The organism is Streptomyces sp. NPDC057280 (assembly GCF_042668605.1).
Taxonomy (GTDB): Bacteria; Actinomycetota; Actinomycetes; order Streptomycetales; family Streptomycetaceae; genus Streptomyces.
Genome location: NZ_JBHUYR010000001.1, coordinates 2,268,891 through 2,286,783, shown reverse-complemented (window position 1 = coordinate 2,286,783; position 17,893 = coordinate 2,268,891). Strand labels below are relative to the sequence as shown.

General features: G+C 71.1%; 12 protein-coding genes. 11 read left to right on the top strand and 1 reads right to left on the bottom strand.

Features of this window, described 5'->3' with window-relative positions:
- Positions 1-96: 96 nt before the first annotated feature.
- The 7 genes from ACFUO4_RS10270 (at position 97) to ACFUO4_RS10240 (ending at position 11,851) form a co-directional block, all read left to right on the top strand.
- On the top strand, positions 97-1,941 hold the full coding sequence (locus tag ACFUO4_RS10270) for a DUF4192 domain-containing protein (RefSeq protein WP_383482052.1): 1,845 nt from the start codon (positions 97-99) through the stop codon (positions 1,939-1,941).
- An 889-nt stretch (positions 1,942-2,830) separates the two neighbouring features.
- Complete coding sequence (locus ACFUO4_RS10265; protein WP_383482399.1) at positions 2,831-4,699, top strand: glycogen debranching N-terminal domain-containing protein; 1,869 nt, start codon at positions 2,831-2,833, stop codon at positions 4,697-4,699.
- Positions 4,700-4,828: 129 nt separating this feature from the next.
- Positions 4,829-5,587, top strand: a complete 759-nt coding sequence (locus tag ACFUO4_RS10260) for an NUDIX domain-containing protein (protein WP_383482049.1) — start codon at positions 4,829-4,831, stop codon at positions 5,585-5,587.
- 154 nt (positions 5,588-5,741) lie between these two features.
- The gene (locus ACFUO4_RS10255) at positions 5,742-7,784 is read left to right on the top strand and encodes an ATP-binding cassette domain-containing protein (RefSeq protein WP_383482046.1); all 2,043 of its coding nucleotides are present in this window, start codon (positions 5,742-5,744) and stop codon (positions 7,782-7,784) included.
- Between the two features lie 162 nt (positions 7,785-7,946).
- Positions 7,947-8,834 (top strand): FadR/GntR family transcriptional regulator, encoded by an 888-nt coding sequence (locus tag ACFUO4_RS10250; RefSeq protein WP_383482043.1) that lies wholly within the window; start codon positions 7,947-7,949, stop codon positions 8,832-8,834.
- A 441-nt stretch (positions 8,835-9,275) separates the two neighbouring features.
- Positions 9,276-10,811, top strand: coding sequence for an RNA polymerase sigma factor (locus ACFUO4_RS10245; protein ID WP_079309272.1), 1,536 nt, complete (start codon positions 9,276-9,278; stop codon positions 10,809-10,811).
- A 170-nt stretch (positions 10,812-10,981) separates the two neighbouring features.
- Positions 10,982-11,851, top strand: coding sequence for a S1 family peptidase (locus ACFUO4_RS10240; protein WP_383482039.1), 870 nt, complete (start codon positions 10,982-10,984; stop codon positions 11,849-11,851).
- Between the two features lie 169 nt (positions 11,852-12,020).
- Here the strand turns inward: ACFUO4_RS10240 and ACFUO4_RS10235 are convergent, their stop codons facing one another.
- A complete protein-coding gene (locus ACFUO4_RS10235) occupies positions 12,021-12,251 on the bottom strand; it encodes a hypothetical protein (protein WP_079309265.1) in 231 nt (76 codons plus the stop codon).
- A gap of 440 nt (positions 12,252-12,691) precedes the next feature.
- Between ACFUO4_RS10235 and ACFUO4_RS10230 the strand changes: the two genes are divergently transcribed.
- The 4 genes from ACFUO4_RS10230 to ACFUO4_RS10215 all read left to right on the top strand — a co-directional run bounded on the left by ACFUO4_RS10230 (position 12,692) and on the right by ACFUO4_RS10215 (position 17,828).
- The gene (locus tag ACFUO4_RS10230) at positions 12,692-14,815 is read left to right on the top strand and encodes a type IIA DNA topoisomerase subunit B (protein WP_383482036.1); all 2,124 of its coding nucleotides are present in this window, start codon (positions 12,692-12,694) and stop codon (positions 14,813-14,815) included.
- A gap of 660 nt (positions 14,816-15,475) precedes the next feature.
- Positions 15,476-16,000 carry a CcdC protein domain-containing protein gene (locus ACFUO4_RS10225; protein ID WP_079309264.1) on the top strand — a complete coding sequence of 175 codons (525 nt, stop codon included), beginning with the start codon at positions 15,476-15,478 and terminating at the stop codon, positions 15,998-16,000.
- Positions 15,997-17,148, top strand: coding sequence for a sensor histidine kinase (locus tag ACFUO4_RS10220; RefSeq protein WP_079309263.1), 1,152 nt, complete (start codon positions 15,997-15,999; stop codon positions 17,146-17,148). The genes ACFUO4_RS10225 and ACFUO4_RS10220 overlap by 4 nt, the downstream gene beginning before the upstream one ends.
- Positions 17,145-17,828 carry a response regulator gene (locus ACFUO4_RS10215; protein ID WP_383482031.1) on the top strand — a complete coding sequence of 228 codons (684 nt, stop codon included), beginning with the start codon at positions 17,145-17,147 and terminating at the stop codon, positions 17,826-17,828. The genes ACFUO4_RS10220 and ACFUO4_RS10215 overlap by 4 nt, the downstream gene beginning before the upstream one ends.
- Positions 17,829-17,893 lie beyond the last annotated feature (65 nt).

The window sequence follows — 17,893 nt, the reverse complement described above, 5'->3', positions numbered from 1 at the left end:
TCGACGTGCCGCTGGCCGGAGTTGAATTGACGTGTCCCTGGCCCGAGTTATCCACAGGCGAAAGCGGAATCCCGCGATTCGCGAGATCGTCTGGGCATGACGAACCACGGCGAAACGACCGGATCCCCTGAAAGTCACGGAACCGCTGAAACCACGGCATCCGACGCAGACATCTCCACGGCTCCCGCAAGCGGCGAGGCGACGGGCAGCAGCACCCGCAAGAAGTCCGGTGAGCGAGACGAGTGCCCGGAGCAGGCGGAACGCGTCGACTCCCTCGCGTACGACGGCCACGGCGACGAACAGGTGACCCTGCGCACCCCGGCCGAACTGGCCGACGCCCTGCCCTATCTGCTCGGCTACCGGCCGGAGGACAGCATCGTCCTGGTCGCCCTGCGCGACAAGGACGGACGCGGCCGCTTCGGGGGCCGGGCCCGGCTCGGCATTCCCGCGAACGCCGACGACTGGCCCGCCGTGGCCCGGCAGTTGGCCCACGGACTGGTCACCGGCAGCGAGCGCAGAGGAGCCCGTCCCGACCAGATGGTCGCCTACCTCTGCCAGGAGCCGGGCCGGGGAGAGTCCGGCCGGGAAGTGATGGAACGACTCCGGCCGCTCGCCCAGCAACTGCGCGTCGAGTGCGGCAGCCGCGACGTGCCGGTGATCGAGGCGCTGTGCATCTCCGACGGCCGCTTCTGGTCCTACTGCTGCGTGAGCGAGGCGTGCTGCCCGCCCGAGGGGCAGTCCATGGGCCTGCCGGGCACGTCGGTGCTGGCCGCGGCCGCCACCTACGCGGGCCTTCAAGTGCGCGGCACCCTGCGGGAGTTGCGGGCCAGGCTGATGCCCTGGGAGAACGCCGCCGCCCTGGCCCAGGAGATCGCCCTCGACACTGCGGGAATGGCCATTGTCCCGAGGATCCTCGACGAGGCCGGTCGCGCCGGTGTGGCCGCGGAGACCCTGGAGCTCGCCGAACAGATCATGCGGCGCTTCGAGCAGGCGCCGTCTGTGTCCGGCATCCTCAGCGCGGATCTCCGTGACGACCAACTGCTCGGCCACGACGAGGCCGCGTCGCTGATCCTCGGCCTCCAGGACCGCACGACCCGGGATCGCGCGGCCGAGTGGATGGAAGGGGACGCGGCAGGTCCCGCCCTACGGCTGTGGCGAGCCCTCGCCCGACGCTGTGTCGGGCCGTACGGCGAACACGCGGCGGCGCCGCTGACCCTCGCCGGTTGGGTCGCATGGTCGACCGGCGATCAGTTGGAGGCGAGGGAGGCCCTGGCCATGGCCCTGGGCGCGGACCCCGATTACCTCTTCGCGCGCCTGCTCCACCAGGCCTGCAACGAGGGACTGGACCCGGAGTCGATCCGCCGTTGCCTGCGGTCGGAACGCGGGGAGAGGGGACTGGCGGAGCCTGTAGGAGCCGCCGACTCCGTGGCCGGCGTGGGGCGGTCGGACAGGCCGAACAGGTCGGACAGGCCGGACAGGCCGGAAAGGCCGGGCGCGGGAAGCATGGCAGCCGACGAGGCGGCCGAGGCCGCCGTAGGGTCCGGCGAGGCTGCTTCGTTTGTATCGCTTTCGGAGCCCGCGTCGGGTGCCGGTCGTCGACGCCGGACGCGGTCCGCTGACGCGGGTGCGAGCGGTGCTCGTTCGACGAAGGGAGGGCGGGAGGGGCGTGGTCCGGGGGCGGGTTCCCGGTCTCGTGCTTCGGCGGGGGGCGGGGCACGGCCGGGTGCGGCGGGTACGTCGCCGGGAGGGGCACGGCCGGGTGCGGCGCAGGTGTCGGCGGGAGGCACGCGGCCCGCGGGAGGCGCCCGATCCGAGGGCGGCACGCGGCCCGATTCAGCTCGTGCGGGTCGTACTCGTAAGGGTGTTGACGGCAGTGGCCGGGGGGTGCGCGGGGGTGGTGGTACGCGGTCTGCGGGCTCGGGGGACGGGGGCACTGGGTGATGGCGTGTGGGGCATGGTCGGCGAGGGCGAGGGCGAGGGCGAGGGCGAGGGTGGGGGCGGGGTGAGGACGAGGGCGACGGTGGGGCGGGGGCGACGGCGGGCGGGGCACACCCGCAGGGACGCGGTCGGCCGGCCCCGCCGCCATCCGGTCTGGTTCGGCGGTCGGAGGCGTGACCCCGAGGAGCCCTGCTCCGTTCACCTGAGTGGCGGAACACGCGGACGGACCTGCCGCCAGACCCCCGTTCGCAGTCCCGCCACGGTTCAGAATCCAGCCCCGCCGATGCCGCACCTGCCCGAGGCGCACCGAGCGCAGAGGAAGCCACCCATGTACCAGCCGACTCCGCCCTCCACCGCCGGTGATCACCGCTCTGCCTCGGACCCGACGGCCTTACGGCAGCCGGACCCGGTCGTAGAGCCCAGTCCGCCGTCCACCGCGACGACAGACCGTCCACATCCGCCGAGCCCGCTGGTGGCAGACCGGTCGCATCCCTCAAGCCCGTCGGCCTCAGACCGGCCACGTCCTCCGAGCCCGCTGGGGGCAGACCGGCCGCACCCCTCAAGCCCGTCGGCCTCAGACCGGTCACGTCCTCCGAGCCCGCCGATGACAGACCGGTCGCATCCCTCAAGCCCGTCGGCCTCAGACCGGCCATATCCTCCGAGTCGGCCGATGGCAGACCAGCCGTACGCTTCGAGCCCGTCGGCGTCAGGCCGGCACACGCCCTATTCCGCGGCGCCGACCCGCACCACGGGGCAGACACCTCGTGCCTCCGTCGCACCGCCCCCCGGTCAGTTCCCGCCGCCCCGTCGTCCCGCCGATCTGCCGTCCACCCACACCACCCTTATCTGCGTCGCCCTCCCGGGCCTCGCCATCTCCACGGAGCAAGGGCAGCTGACCGGTCGCGGACTGGAGGGGTTCTACCGGGCCGGTCGGCGTGTGCTGTCGCGCTGCCAGGTTCGGGTGGCCGGGCGTGAACCGCTCGCGGTGCAGGCGCGGATGACCTCGGCCGACAGCGCTCGGTTCCTGGGCACCGTCCGCACCTCCCCGCATGTCGGCCCGGACCCGGATGTGCTTGTCGAGCGCATCCGGCACGCCGACGGTACGGAGCGGATCACCGTGCACAGCGCGGCCGTTCGCCCGCTGCGCCTGCCGGTCGAGGTGGCCCTCGGCACGGATCTGGCCGATCTGGGCGCCATCGCGGCCGGTGGCCCGGGACCCGAAGTGCCCGCGAGCGTCCATGACTCCGGCCTGCGCTGGTCCTCGCCGTTCGGGAACGCATCGGTCACGGCGGACCCGCCGCCCGCCGATGCGCTGGCCTCGGCGGGACTGCTGCGTTGGGAGTTCGTCATGCCGCCGGGCAGCAGCGCGAGCGTCGAGCTGCGGGTCCGGCCGGACGGCGCGGGACCCGTCCGGGCCGTGGGCCGGGCGGCGACGAGCCCCCTCGCTCCCGCCCGGTCGATGGGCGACGACCACAGGGCGCAGCACCTCATGCGGACGAGCATCGAGGATCTGCAGGCCTTGCTGCTGCGCGACCCCGCACACCCCACCGACATCCACCTCGCCGCCGGCGCCCCTTGGCGCTGCGGTCTGTCCCCGGCCGACGCGCTGGCCGCGGCCCGCATGACCCTGCCGCTCGGCACCCGCCTCGCCGCAGGCACCCTGCGTACCCTCGCTCGTACCCAGCTCCAGGGCCCGGGCCCGCAGTCCGGCATGATCCCCGGGCCCAGACGCGACGCGGGCATGCATCTGCCCCCGAGCTGCACCGGCACGGAAGCCACGCTGCTCTTCCCGGTGTTGCTCGCCGAAGCCCGGCGTTGGGGTCTGCCCGAGGCCGAGGCGGACGAGTTCCTGCCCACCGCCGAACGCTGTCTGACCTGGCTGCGGACGACCGTCGGCGACGCTCCCTACCTGTGCGATCCGCAGCCCGGCGGGCCCCAGCGCTGCGAGACGCAGGCCCACGCCCATCGCGCGGCCCTGCTCGGCGCCGAGCTGCTCGACTCCTGCGGCAGACCGGGTGGTGACGGGCTGCGGCAATGGGCGCAGCAGCTGCGGGCCGCCTTCCGGGAGGACTTCTGGATCGACGACCTGGGCGGCGGCCGACCCGCGGCAGCCCGTGCCCCGGACGGCCGTCCCGTCCCGCACCTCGGCGCGGCGGCCGTCCACCTCCTCGACACCGGTCTGCTGGCTGGTGGTGAGTTGGCCTCCGGGTTGCTCGACAAGGTGCAGACCGAACAGCTCGCCAGACTGCTCGGCGGGCCCGCCATGGACTCGGGCTGGGGACTGCGCGGGCTGGGTGCGAAAGAGGCGGGGTACAACCCGTTCGGCCACCGCGGGGGCGCCGTCAGAACGCAGGAGACAGCGGTCGCCGTCGCGGGCCTGGCCGCCGCCGGGTACGAGAAACAGGCGGCGTCACTCCTGCGGGGGATGCTCGCGGCGGCCGAGGCCTTCGGTCACCGGCTGCCCGAGATGTACGCGGGGGAGCAGCGCACCGACGGGAGCGCACCCGTCCCGCACCCGGCGGCCTGCCGTCCCGCGGCCACGGCGGCGGCCTCGGGGGTGCTCTTGCTGACCACGCTCGCGGGCATCCGCCCCGACGCCCCGGCGGGGACGGTCACGCTGCGTCCAGTGCGCAGTGCGCCGCTGGGAGAGATCGTCCTGACCGGGCTGCGGATCGCGGGTGCCCCGTTCTCCGTACGGGTCAGCCGCCTCGGTCTGGCCATGGTCGAAGAGGCGGCCGACGGGCTGCAACTGGGAGTGTGACCTCGTACGACGCGCTGCAGCGGCAATGCCGGGGCGGGTGAGGAGCACGTGCCGGACGGAAGTGGATCAGCCACCGATGCGGCCCACGAAGGGAGTGTTTATCGTCAGGCAGACGACTATGATCGCCGCATGCCCTACGACCCGTCAGCCTTTCCGCCCTTCGCCGTCACCGTGGACCTGGTCGTGCTGACCGTGCGCCGTCATGCCCTGTGCGCGCTGACGGTGCGCAGGGGCGAACCGCCCTTCCAGGGGCGCTGGGCGCTTCCCGGCGGTTTCGTACGGGCCGACGAGGACCTGTCGCAGGCGGCGGCCCGCGAACTCGCCGAGGAGACGGGTCTGCACGCTCACGACCCGGCCGCCCCGGCCCAGGACAACGGTGCTCACCTGGAGCAGCTCGCGACCTACGGCGACCCCAAGCGGGACCCTCGGATGCGGGTGGTCAGCGTCGCGCACCTCGCGCTCGCCCCCGACCTGCCCGCCCCCCGGGCGGGCGGCGACGCCAGCAACGCGCGCTGGGCGCCGGTGGAGGAACTGCTCCAGCAAGGGGGCTACGGCCGGGACGGCGAACCGGTCGCGCCGCTCGCCTTCGATCATGCGCAGATCCTGTCCGACGGTGTGGAGCGTGCCCGTTCCAAGATCGAGTACTCGTCGCTGGCCACGGCGTTCTGCCCCACCGAGTTCACGGTGGGCGAGCTGCGCCGCGTCTACGAAGCGGTGTGGGGGGTGGCGCTGGATCCGCGCAACTTCCATCGCAAGGTGACGGGGACGCCGGGCTTCCTCGTCCCCACCGGCGGTACGACCACACGGCAGGGCGGCCGGCCAGCGCAGCTCTTCCGGGCCGGCGGCGCCACCCTCCTCAACCCGCCGATGCTGCGCCCCGAGGTGTGACGCGAACCTGGGCGGTTTTCGCCGGCGGTGCGGCATCGGGCGGTGTCCGCAGGGGTTGTTGGGCGCGAACGCTGGTCCGAAAGGCCTGACTACCGCCTGCGGAGCGGGCCTTGCGATACCGAAAAAACGGACATAGCGCGCTATCTTGCTACGGGTGATCCAGGCCTTCGGACTGACCAGCAACCCCCGCAAGGAGCTTCCGCCCGCGGTCGACGACGTCTCCTTCGAAGCCCGGGCAGGCCGCGTCACCGCGCTGCTCGGTGCGCCGGGGTCGGGCAAGACGACCACGCTCAGGCTCATGCTCGAACTTCAACAGGGCCGCGGCGTCACCTACTTCAGAGGCCGCCCCCTGCACCGGCTCGCCCATCCCTCGCGCGAAGTCGGCGTGCTCCTCGGCGATGTGCCGGGCCACCCGGCGCGCACGGTGCGAGGACATCTGCGGATGTTGTGCGCCGCCGCAGGGGTTCCGGTACGGCGTGCCGACGAGGTGCTGGAGGTCGTCGGTCTCGTCAGCCTGCGCGAGGAACGGCTCGGCACACTGTCACGCGGCATGGATCGCCGCCTCGGCCTGGCCTGCGCCCTGCTGTCCGACCCGCACACGCTCGTGCTGGACGACCCCGCCGAGGGGCTCTCGGCCCGGGAGAGCAGGTGGCTGTACGGCATGCTGCGCGCCCATGCGACGCAGGGCGGCACCGTGCTGATCACCACCGCCGACCCCAAAGAGGCCGCCCGCACCGCCGACCGGGTCGTCACCCTCGACCAGGGCAGACTCGTCGCCGACCAGGAGGCCGCCGACTTCTCCCGCACCCGGCTGCGCCCCCGAGTCGCGGTCCGCACCCCGCACGCCACCCGCCTCGCCGCCCTCCTCGCCAAGGAAGCACGCACGGCACACCGCTCCGTCGAGGTCATCCGCGAGGGCGGCAACCGCCTCTCCGTGTATGGCAGCACCTGCGCCGACGTCGGCGAGATCGCGTTCCGCCACGGCGTGCTCGTCCACCAACTCGCGGACGAGATCGGCGACATGGGGCCAGGGGCGGGAACGTCACCACGGGACGAAGAGCCGACCCCGGATACCGCGCGGGCTGGCGACACCCTTCCGGCGGACGCGGTCGCGACTGCCGTACCCGCGCAAGACGATGCCCCGGAGACTTCCGGCGCGCCCTCCACAGGCCTGGCCGACACCGACCGCCCCGTTCAAGCAGCCGTCGCTCAGGGGAGCGGCGGCCCTTCGCCGGAAGAGAAGGCGCTCAGCGCCGTACCGCAACCCCTGGCGGACCCACCGGAGCCGACGCCAACCCCCGCACCGCGGCCCTCGCCCCCCGCCGAATCCAAGGTCACGTCAACTTCCGCACGGATCACCCGCCCTTCGGTGATCGCCAAGCCCGTCGCTCCGTCCGAACTTCCACCCCCCATCTCCGTCCGTTCAGCCCCCAGCCCCCTCCGCCCGCTCCGGTACGAGTTGCGGCGCGCGGCCGGGGTCGGGACCGGGTTTCTCACGGGGGCCGCCGTGCTGGTCGTGTCCGCCCTGACCGCCGTACTGCTCGCCCGCATCGGTCACACCCCGCAGCACCGGCTGCTGGCCGCGTGGCCGCGGGAGCTGCCGTTGCCGCCCGCGGCGCTCGGGGCGGGGCTGCTCGGGGCTTTCGCCTTCGGGGACGAGTTCCGCCACCCCGCTCTGGCGGCGGACCGCGGCAGCGTGCCACGCCGGCTGGGGCTGCTCGCGGCCAAACTCGTCGTCTCCGCCGCCACCGCGCTGCTGCTGGCCTTCCTCACGGTGGGCTGCGACGCCGAAGTGCTCTATCTCGTGTACGGACGGGAGCTCGCGCGAGTTCCCGCCGACTGGTTCTCGCTGGGCGCGAGTTGGACGGGGCTCGTGGTGGGCTGCGCCTGGGCGGGCGTGCTGGCCGCGGGCGTCTTCCGGTCCACCACGGCCGGGCTGGCCGCCGTGGTGGCCGTACCCGTCGTCGTCGTACCCCTCGTACAAAAGGCCTTGGAGGGACCGGCTGTGCGGACGGCCGCAGGGTTTCCGATGCGGCTGCGTCAGACGTTTCTGCTGCAGTGGCCCTTCGGTGGAGAGCGCTATCTGTCCGGCGTGGCGCGGGTGATCGGCCAACCCGTGGGCGGGGCGCTGACGTTGTCGTTGATGGCCCTGCTCTGCGCATATCTGCTCACGACCCTGCGAAGCAGGGTCCGATGACGACCGTCCGTGACCTTCCGATCTCGCTCTGTGCGCAACTCCCCGGGGAAAGCCCATTTCTTTCCGATAAGGCGTCAATTGCGACGGGGTGAGCGATCACCCTTTCGTGTGCTTTTCACCAAAGACCTCAAGGGAGTTGGGGACGGCGCCGACAAAGGATCCGTGAGTACCCTTGCGCACACCATGATGACCGCCGCCCGCTCCGCAGACTCCGGTCTCGCCGGCCCGGGCGAACTCGACCGCTACCCCTACGCGGATGCGCCCGCCGCAGACCGCCTCGGAGCCTCCGCCTGGGACGCCGCGGAGCCCGAGCTGGGCCGCGTGGGCCGACGCGCCGCGGGCAGCCGTGGACGCGGGCTGCACGGCCAACTCGTCCAGCAGCTCGGCCAGATGATCGTCTCGGGCGATCTGGGCGCCGACCGCCCGCTGGTGCCCGAGGAGATCGGCCAGCGTTTCGAGGTCTCCCGCACCGTCGTCCGTGAGTCCCTCCGCGTCCTGGAGGCCAAGGGCCTGGTCAGCGCCCGCCCGAACGTCGGCACGCGCGTGCGCCCGGTCAGCGACTGGAACCTCCTCGACCCGGACATCATCGAGTGGCGGGCCTTCGGGCCGCAGCGCGACGACCAGCGCCGCGAGCTGAGCGAGCTGCGCTGGACCATCGAGCCGCTCGCCGCGCGCCTCGCCGCCGGTCATGGGCGCGAGGAGGTGCAGCAGCGGCTCGCCGACATGGTGGAGATCATGGGGCACGCCATGGCGCAGGGGGACGCGCTGACGTTCTCGCGCGCGGACGCCGAGTTCCATTCGCTGCTCATCCAGGTCGCGGGCAATCGCATGCTGGAGCACCTGTCCGGGATCGTGTCGGCCGCGCTCCAGGTGTCCGGCGGGCCGGTCACCGGGTGCGACCGGCCGAACGAGGCCTCTCTGGCGCAGCACGGCAGGATCGTCGACGCCCTCGGCATCGGCGACGGTTTGGCCGCCGAGTCCGCCATGCGCCAGGTGCTGACCGTCCACCCCGAGGTGGAGCGCGTGGTGCCGGCGCCGCGCGAGCACTGACCACGCACCGCGGGCGGCGCGGCCGGAGGGTGCCTCCCCCTCCTGGGCATCGTCCGGCCGAAGGGCCGCCTCCCGTCGGACCCCGCAGGATCCTTCGGAATCCTGCGGGGTCCGACGGTGCGGGCGAAGGGTTCGCGAGGTGGTTCGCAAGATGTTTTCTTCCTCCCGGCGCCCGCAGGTGACTCCCTCTGTCCGTGTCTGACCGTTTTTGAGCGCTTACGGGGTGTGACTCGGGCCACGCAGATTGGGCGTAACGCTTGTGGAAACAACGCGATGACCTAAGAGGTGACAGCCGCGGAGGGAATACGGACGCCATGAATGGCGCTGTGCATCTTCCCGGCCCCCGCCCGCACCGTCGGCCCATCTCCACGGCCGGTGGTCGGTTCCTGTCCATCCCGGACGGGGCCGGAAGCCGTTTTCCAACGTTCCGAGAGGTTGTTCGTGTCGGCCAGCACATCCCGTACGCTCCCGCCGGAGATCGCCGAGTCCGTCTCTGTCATGGCTCTGATTGAGCGGGGAAAGGCTGAGGGGCAGATCGCCGGCGACGATGTGCGTCGGGCCTTCGAAGCTGACCAGATTCCGGCCACTCAGTGGAAGAACGTACTGCGCAGCCTCAACCAGATCCTCGAGGAAGAGGGTGTGACGCTGATGGTCAGTGCCGCGGAGCCCAAGCGCACCCGAAAGAGCGTCGCAGCGAAGAGTCCGGCCAAGCGCACCGCCACCAAGACGGTCGCGGCGAAGACGGTGACCACGAAGAAGGCCACTGCCACCGCCACCCCGGCGGCGCCCGCCGTCGAGGCCTCCGCCGAGGGCGAGGCTCCTGTGAAGAAGGCCGCTGCCAAGAAGGCGACGACCGCCAAGAAGGCCGTCGCGAAGAAGACCGTCGCCAAGAAGGCGACGGCCAAGAAGACGACCGCCGGCAAGGACGACGCGGAGGTTCTCGAGGACGAGGTTCTCGAGGACATCAAGCCCGGGGAAGAGGAAGAGGAGGGCGGCGAGAGCAAGGGCTTCGTCCTCTCCGACGACGACGAGGACGACGCGCCGGCCCAGCAGGTCGCCGTCGCCGGCGCCACCGCCGACCCCGTCAAGGACTACCTCAAGCAGATCGGCAAGGTCCCGCTCCTCAACGCCGAGCAGGAGGTCGAGCTCGCCAAGCGCATCGAGGCCGGTCTGTTCGCCGAGGACAAGCTGTCCAACGCCGACAAGCTCGCCCCGAAGCTCAAGCGCGAGCTGGAGATCATTGCCGAGGACGGCCGCCGCGCCAAGAACCACCTCCTGGAGGCCAACCTCCGTCTGGTGGTCTCCCTGGCCAAGCGCTACACCGGCCGCGGCATGCTCTTCCTGGACCTCATCCAGGAGGGCAACCTCGGTCTGATCCGCGCGGTCGAGAAGTTCGACTACACCAAGGGCTACAAGTTCTCCACGTACGCCACCTGGTGGATCCGTCAGGCGATCACCCGCGCGATGGCCGACCAGGCCCGCACCATCCGTATCCCGGTGCACATGGTCGAGGTCATCAACAAGCTCGCGCGCGTGCAGCGCCAGATGCTCCAGGACCTGGGCCGCGAGCCCACCCCGGAGGAGCTGGCCAAGGAACTCGACATGACCCCCGAGAAGGTCATCGAGGTCCAGAAGTACGGCCGTGAGCCCATCTCCCTGCACACCCCGCTGGGCGAGGACGGCGACAGCGAGTTCGGTGACCTCATCGAGGACTCCGAGGCGGTCGTCCCGGCCGACGCGGTCAGCTTCACGCTCCTCCAGGAGCAGCTGCACTCCGTCCTCGACACCCTGTCCGAGCGCGAGGCGGGCGTCGTCTCCATGCGCTTCGGTCTCACCGACGGTCAGCCGAAGACCCTCGACGAGATCGGCAAGGTGTACGGCGTGACGCGTGAGCGCATCCGCCAGATCGAGTCCAAGACCATGTCGAAGCTGCGCCACCCGTCGCGTTCGCAGGTGCTGCGCGACTACCTCGACTAGGACGCGGTCGTACGACGTCGAAGGCCCGGTTCCCTGCCCAGGGAGCCGGGCCTTCGTGCTGGGCGCGCCCGGCCGGGCTGGCGGGCCGTGGGCTCGTCCCAGCGGGTGCGGGCCGCGGCGGCGTGGATCACTCTGGGTTTCCCAAGTCCGACCCAGAGTGAGGAATGTGCATGCGTCGTCCTTTTGCCCGGGCGCTGAACCGGTCGCTGGTCCTGGCGGCCGTGGCGGGGGCCATACCGCTGGCGTCCGCCGCCCCTGTGGCCGCCGACAGCATCGTCGTAGGCGGATTTCCCGTCGACATCTCGGACGGCCCGTGGACCGTGGCGCTGTCCAGTCGTGACCGGTTCGGGGGTACGCGCGCCGGACAGTTCTGCGGCGGCGCGGCCGTCGGCCGGACCACAGTGCTCACCGCGGCCCATTGTGTGAGTGAGGACGTCCTGGGGGCGCCGCCCGACCGGGTGCCCGATCTCAAGGTCATCACGGGCCGCACGGACCTGCTCTCGGACGAGGGTCAGGAGATCCGCGTACAGGACACCTGGGTGAACCCGGGTTACGACCCCGCCACCAACGCCGGGGACTTCGCGGTGCTCAGCCTCGCCGAACCACTGCCGCAGGACTCGGTCATCACCATGGCCGCCGGTGGTGACCCGGCGTACGCCCCGGGTACGGACGCGACGGTCTACGGCTGGGGCGATGTCACAGGGGGCGGCGACTACGCGCACAGTCTGCGGGCCGCCCGCATCCATGTGCTGTCCGACAGTCTGTGCGAGCGGGCCTATCCAGGCGTCGGAGACGGCGCCTATGTCGCCGGGTCGATGCTCTGTGCCGGGGAGCAGCGAGGCGGTCGTGATGCCTGTCAGGGGGACAGCGGTGGGCCGCTGGTCGCCCAGGGGCGGCTGATCGGGCTGGTGTCGTGGGGGAACGGTTGTGCGCTACCGGGCAGCCCTGGCGTCTATACCCGCGTGTCCGACGTCGTACGGACGCTCGGGTGGGGCGAGGGGGCGGGAGAAAGCTCGCAGGGGCCCCTTGAGGGGCCGTGACGGCCATGAACGCTTGCCGACGGGCCCGACGGGCCCGACGGGCCCGACGGGCCGCGGTGGTCGCACGAGGTGATCGTCGATACGAGCGCGGACGGCCGCCCCTGGCTTTCAGGGGCGGCCGTCCGCATGTCGGCCTGTGCCGGTGCTGGCTCGTCGTGGGTGCGAGGTGTCAGCGCTCTTCTTCGGAGGCGGATGCCGGGACGGTGGTCAGTCGCTCCGTCTCGTCCTGTATCTCAGCGGCGATCTTCTTGAGTTCCGGCTCGAACTTGCGCCCGTGGTGGGCGCAGAAGAGCAGTTCACCGCCGCTGAGCAGGACGACGCGCAGGTATGCCTGGGCGCCGCAGCGGTCGCAGCGATCGGCGGCCGTCAACGGGCTCGCGGGGGTCAGAACAGTAGTCACGTCGCCTCTTCTCTAGCTCGACGAGCTGTCGTACCAGGGTCAACATCCAACCAGCCCTAAAACGTTCCCGCTCGGGGCTTTTCCTCAAAAAAATCTTTCGAGGCCGGCCGGCTGCTGCCGGTTGGCGGCGAATGTGCCGTATTGCGTGTCTATGTGTCTTACGGGTTCGCGCTGTCTGTCGATGTCGGTCCTCCCGGCTGGCTTGCCGGTTGTTCATGAGGACGTGCCCGGAGCCTAAATGGTTCATGCCCCGAAGGGAACGTGATATGTACTTCACTCCATCAAGGGATCGAACATGCATGCGACTCTGGACTAGTGTGAGTTCCGACGAGGGTGGCGTTACAACGGCTCTACCAGGCCTCGGTACCCTCTTGGCGGCGGCCGAAGCCGCGCCCTTACCCACAAGGGCCACACTTGAAATTCAGCGAGGAGCGAACCGCGTGACCGCCGAGACGTCCGTGCCGTCCACAGCGCTGCTGGCAGGAGCAGACCGGGACGGTTCCAACTACACCGCGCGGCACCTGCTCGTCCTCGAGGGGCTCGAGGCCGTGCGCAAGCGCCCGGGCATGTACATCGGCTCGACCGACAGTCGTGGCCTGATGCACTGCCTGTGGGAAATCATCGACAACTCCGTGGACGAGGCCCTCGGGGGCTACTGCGACCACATCGAGGTCATCCTCCACGACGACGGGTCGGTGGAGGTCCGTGACAACGGCCGAGGCATCCCGGTCGACGTCGAACCCAAGACCGGTCTGTCCGGCGTCGAGGTCGTCATGACCAAGCTGCACGCCGGCGGCAAGTTCGGAGGCGGCTCCTACGCGGCCTCCGGCGGTCTGCACGGCGTGGGCGCCTCCGTGGTGAACGCCCTGTCCGCGCGGCTGGACGTCGAGGTGGACCGCAACGGGCACACCCACGCGGTCAGCTTCCGGCGCGGCGTTCCCGGCGCTTTCGCCGGCGCCGGACCCGACGCCAAGTTCGACGCCACAGGTGGCCTGCGCAAGGCCAAGAAGATCCCCAAGACCCGCACCGGCACGCGCGTGCGCTACTGGGCCGACCGGCAGATCTTCCTCAAGGACGCCAAGCTCTCCCTGGAGAACCTCCACCAGCGGGCCCGCCAGACCGCGTTCCTCGTCCCCGGCCTCACCATCGTCGTCCGCGACGAGTTCGGGCTCGGCGAAGGCGGCAGCAAGGGCGAGGAGTCCTTCCGCTTCGACGGCGGCATCAGCGAGTTCTGCGAGTACCTGGCGACCGACAAGCCGGTCTGCGACGTCCTCCGCTTCTCCGGCCAGGGCACCTTCAGGGAGACCGTCCCCGTCCTCGACGAGCACGGCCAGATGACGCCCACCCAGGTCACCCGCGAGCTCGACGTCGACGTCGCGCTGCGCTGGGGCACGGGATACGACACGACCCTGAAGTCGTTCGTGAACATCATCGCCACCCCCAAGGGCGGTACCCATGTGGCGGGCTTCGAGACCGCGGTGACGAGCACCATGCTCGAGGTGCTGCGCGCCAAGAAGCTGCTGCGCGTCGCCGAGGACGACATCGTCAAGGACGACGCCCTGGAAGGCCTCACGGCGGTCGTGACGGTCCGCCTCGCCGAGCCGCAGTTCGAGGGCCAGACCAAGGAGGTCCTCGGCACCTCGGCGGCCCGCCGCATCGTGAACACCGTGATCTCCAAGGAGCTCAAGGCGTTCCTGACCTCCACCAAGCGCGACGCCGCGGCCCAGGCCCGGGTCGTCATGGAGAAGGTCGTCGCCGCCGCGCGGACGCGCATCGCGGCCCGCCAGCACAAGGACGCGCAGCGCCGGAAGACGGCCCTGGAGTCCTCGTCGCTGCCCGCCAAGCTCGCCGACTGCCGCAGTGACGACGTCGACCGCAGCGAGCTGTTCATCGTCGAGGGAGACTCCGCACTGGGTACGGCGAAGCTGGCCCGGAACTCCGAGTTCCAGGCGCTGCTGCCGATCCGCGGCAAGATCCTCAACGTCCAGAAGTCGTCCGTGACCGACATGCTCAAGAACGCCGAGTGCGGGGCGATCATCCAGGTCATAGGAGCAGGGTCGGGCCGGACCTTCGACATCGACGCGGCCCGCTACGGCAAGATCATCATGATGACCGACGCCGACGTGGACGGGTCCCACATCCGGACGCTGCTGCTCACGCTGTTCCAGCGCTACATGCGGCCGATGATCGAGGCGGGACGGGTCTTCGCCGCGGTGCCGCCGCTGCACCGCATCGAGCTCGTCCAGCCCAAGAAGGGGCAGGACAAGTACGTCTACACGTACTCGGACCGCGAGCTGCGCGACAAGCTCATGGAGTTCCAGAGCAAGGGCGTCCGGTACAAGGACTCCATCCAGCGCTACAAGGGTCTCGGTGAGATGGACGCCGATCAGCTGGCGGAGACGACCATGGACCCGCGCCACCGCACCCTGCGCCGGGTGAACCTCTCCGACCTCGAGGCCGCCGAGCAGGTCTTCGACCTGCTGATGGGCAACGATGTGGCGCCGCGCAAGGAGTTCATCTCCAGCTCGGCGGCAACGCTGGATCGGTCGCGTATCGACGCGTAGCGCTGAGGGGGGCTGCGCTCGGCTTGGGCGGGGTGGGCTGGGCGCGCTCGGCTGGGCTGGCTGGACTGGGTTGATCTGGGCCGGGGCCGGGGTCGGGGTTGGTTCCGGGCCGGGTTCGGCTTCGGGGCTGGTTCGGTCCCGACCGGATCCGGGTCTGTGGTCTGCCTGGCCTCGACCGGATTCGGGTCTGTGGTCTGCCTGGTCCCTACCCGTTCGGGTCTGCGGTGGGCCCGGTCCCGACCGGATTCGGTTTGGGGGCTGGTTCGGTCCCGACCGGATCCGGGTCTGCGGTCGGCCTGGTCCCGACCGGATCCGGGTCTGCGGTCGGCCTGGTCCCTACCCGGTTCGGGTCTGCGGTCGGCCTGGTCCCGACCGGATTCGGGTCCGACGCCGGCCCAGTCCTCTTCCCAGTCCTGGCCCTGGCTCGGTTCCGCCCGGATCGACCTCTGCGGCTGCGCCCGGCCCGGACGCCCTGCTCCGACGTGTTCTCCGGACCCACGGTCCTTCGAGTTCTCCACCCGGGGGTGGATGCCCCCGTCTCCCTGCCTCCACCTTCGATCCACCCCAGCGCCGATCCGCTGACCTGCGAATTTCCGTAGCGTCGAAGGCGTCGGCAGCGCTCGCTGTCGGCAGCGTCCCCTTTCGCTCACGGAGGCACCGATGTCCGGGCTCGTCGACGGATTCCTGATCGCGGCCGTTGTCGTCGTGGTGATCGCGCGCCAGTTCCGCGCGCAGCGGATCGACACCGAGCGGCGCTGGTGGCTGCTGCCGGTCGTGCTGGCCGTCGTCGCCCTGCGCGAGCCCGGCCTCATAGACGCCCACCACCACACCGCCTCGGCCGCCCTGCTCACGGCAGAGCTGCTCATCGGTCTCGCCACCGGCGCAGCCTGGGCCTGGACCTCCCGCGTATGGACGGAGTCAGACGGGGCCGTGTGGAGCAAGAGCACCAAAGCGAGCGGGTTGGTCTGGCTCGTCGGCATAGCCCTCCGCGTCGGCCTCTACGCCCTCGGCGCCGCGCTCGGCATCCACCAGGAGTCGTCCGCGCTGCTCCTCGCCCTGGCCGCCACGCTGCTCGTGCGCGCGGGCATCCTCGCCTGGCGTGCCCAGTCTCCGCGCCCGGCCTCCGTACGGGGTTCGGCGTACGGTGACGCCGTGCCCCGGTCCGCCTGGAAGGAGCGTGTGTGACGGAGAACGTGTGGACACGCTGGCCGTCCCGGGAGGCGCTCGGGCGCGAGGGGTTCTCACGGCCTCGGCGCCTCCTGGCCTGGGGAGTGCGGCTGCTGCTCATCTCCCTGCTGCTGTGGGGTGCCCTGACGAGCAGTTCTGCCCACGGCTGGAGAATCGCCGCGGGTGCCGGCGGATTCGTCGTCGCCGCCCTGCTGGCGTGGGTGTTCTACCGGTCCACGCTTCAGCACCGGCTCTGGCCCGCGCTGCTGTCATGGGGGCTGCTCCAGGGTGTCGCGGTCCTGGCCGAGGTTTCCGGGCTGCTGGTACCGGCCCTCGTGATCTTGTGCGCGTCCGCTGTCGCCGCGCTGGAGCGACTGCCCCTGGCTGTCGCCGCGCCGGTCGCGGTGATGGCGCTCGGTGCCTACGGAGCCTTCAATGACGACGATGTGCTGACGACCGTGGTCACGTGCCTGGGACTGGCCCTGGCGGGGTACACGCTGCGCCTCGACGCCGAGGCCCGGGGCGGCGCCCAGCGACTGCTCGCCCAGGAGCGTGCCGCGCGGGCGGCCGAGGCGGAATCGGCCGCCCTGGCGGAGCGGGCTCGTATCGCCCGGGAGATCCACGACGTGCTGGCCCACAGTCTCTCGGCGCAGCTGGTGCATCTGGAGGCCGCGCGGCTGCTGATCGAGCGGGGGGCGGACCGGGACCAGATCCTCGAGCGGGTCGTGGCGGCACGGGGCATGGCGCGGGACGGTCTCACCGAGACCCGACAGGCGTTGTCGGCCCTGCGCGGGGACATGACCCCGTTGGAGGACTTCCTCGCCCAGCTCGTGGAGACGAGTGCGGGAGCCGAGGTCACCATTACGGGTGAGCGCAGAGCCCTGCCGGTCGAGGCCTCGCAGGCGGTGCGAAGGGTCGCCCAGGAGGCCCTGACCAACGTCCGCAAACATGCTCCGGGCGCCAAGGTGCGGCTTCGGCTGGCCTACGGGGAGCATCAAGTGACTCTGGACGTACGGGACTCGGGGGGATCGTCGGGCGAACTCACCGCGACGGGGGGCGGATACGGTCTGCTGGGCATGCGCGAGCGTGCCGAACTGCTCGGCGGTTCGCTGGACGCCGGGCCGGACGAGGAGGGATTCACGGTGACGCTGAAGGTGCCCGTATGACGGAGGAGTTCGACGGCAAGGTCGCGCGGGTGGTGGTCGCGGACGACCAGACCGTCGTCCGCGAGGGCATCGTGATGCTGCTCGGACTGCTGCCGGGGGTCGAGGTCGTCGGCGCCGCAGCAGACGGGGACGAGGCAGTGCGGCTGGTCGCCGAACTCGCTCCGGACGTGGTGCTGATGGACCTGCGCATGCCCCGCTGCGACGGGGTGGCGGCGACCCGGCGGATCCGTGCCGAACATCCGGGGACTCAGGTGGTGGTGCTCACGACGTTCGGCGACGACGAGTCGCTCTTCCCGGCGCTCAAGGCGGGGGCGCGCGGCTATCTCACCAAGGACGCGGGAGGCGACGAGATCGTGCGGGCGGTGCACAGCGTGCTGTCCGGGGATGCCGGGTTGTCGCCGAGCATCCAACGCCGGCTGCTGGAGCGGTTGTCGGAGCCCGAGCCCCGGCCGGCCGAGCCGGCGGAGCCCCCGGACGGGCTCACCGCGCGGGAGACCGAGGTGCTGCTCCTGATCGCCGAAGGGCTCAGCAACCAGGAGATCGCCCGCACATTGCACGTCTCCACGGCGACCGTGAAGACCCATATCAACAACATGTTCGCCAAGACCGGGCTCAAGGACCGGGCGCAGGCGGTGCGTTACGCCTACGCGAAGGGGCTTGTGCGGCCTCCCACGGGGTGAATCACCTGATGGGGTGAAGCGCGAAGGGAAGAAGAGTCGGGGATCTTCCCGTTCTGTCCATCCTT